This window comes from Glycomyces sp. NPDC021274 (genome assembly GCF_040641195.1).
Taxonomy (GTDB): Bacteria; Actinomycetota; Actinomycetes; order Mycobacteriales; family Micromonosporaceae; genus Glycomyces.
This window is the reverse complement of sequence record NZ_JBFADC010000125.1, coordinates 1-1,080: the sequence shown is the minus strand read 5'-3', so window position 1 is coordinate 1,080 and position 1,080 is coordinate 1. Positions and strand designations below refer to the sequence as shown.

Genomic DNA, 1,080 nt, shown 5'->3' with positions numbered 1-1,080 from the left:
GTCCTGGACCGCTTCGAAGCGGACTACACCCGCCCGAACTTCGTCCAGATCATCGAAGACTCCCCCTGGCCGGCCTGACCCCCCACACCCGGGCGCAGGGGCGTTTCCGCAGGTCAGAGCGGGTGCGGCTATCGGATTTCACCTAACGGCGCAGGTCATGTAATGTTGTTCCCGCAACGCCGACCGGCAAGAAAAACCGCCGGAAAGCCAAGCGCTCGTAGCTTAACGGATAGAGCATCTGACTACGGATCAGAAGGTTGCAGGTTCGAATCCTGCCGAGCGCACAGCAGGTCAAAGCCCCCGCCGGAATTTCCCGGAGGGGGCTTTGTCGTGCCGTACAGCAGTGAAGTACAGCAACCGGGTCAGCCGGCGCCGCCCATGGCTCCGGACAGCATCGCCAGGGCTTCGCGCACCGCTGCGTCATCCGCTTCGGCGTAGACCTCCATCGTCATCGCGATCTGCGAGTGCCGAAGGATGCGCTGAGCCACCCTGGGGTGGACCTTCAGGAGCACCAGCAGCGCGGCGCAGGTGTGCCGAGTGTTCCGCAGCGGGATGACCCGGAGCCCGGCGCGACGCGCCCGCAACGCGAACATGCGGGTGAGGTTCCCCGGCTCGATCGGGGTGCCGTACTTCGTCGTGAAGATCAGATCGTGGCTGTCCTGCCAGAGGTCTCCGACTACCTTCCGGTCCCCGGTCTGCTGAGCACGACGAACCCGGAGCGCCTTGAGGCAGAGCGCCGGCAGCGGCAGGAAGTCGTCCGACTCCTCGGTCTTCGTCTCCCGGTGGAGAATCTGACGACCCGCCCGCTGGATCTGGTGGTCCACGTACAGCTCGCCCGCTTCGAAGTCGACGGACTTCCAGGTCAGTCCTAGCACTTCGCCACGGCGGAGCCCCAGACACAGGACGAGCACCCAGGCCGCGAAGAGCGGGTCCTCACGGGCCACCGCGTCGGCAAGGAACCGACTCGCCTCAGCCGCGGACCAGGGCTTGATGCGACGGCGGCGCGGCTTGGGGACCTTGACCAGGGCGGCGACGTTCTTGCCGATCTCCTCTTCGGTGACCGCGTGGGTGAGCGCGGCG

General features: G+C 66.3%; 1 protein-coding gene and 1 tRNA gene. One reads left to right on the top strand and one right to left on the bottom strand.

Annotation, left to right across the window (positions count from 1 at the left end; translation table 11 throughout):
- Positions 1-211: 211 nt before the first annotated feature.
- Positions 212-284 (top strand) — tRNA-Arg (locus AB0I03_RS27075).
- Between the two features lie 78 nt (positions 285-362).
- On the opposite strand, the gene AB0I03_RS27070 is transcribed toward AB0I03_RS27075, so the two are convergent.
- Positions 363-1,080 (bottom strand): site-specific integrase (locus AB0I03_RS27070; RefSeq protein WP_360417482.1); only part of this gene is annotated, 718 nt, incomplete at its 5' end.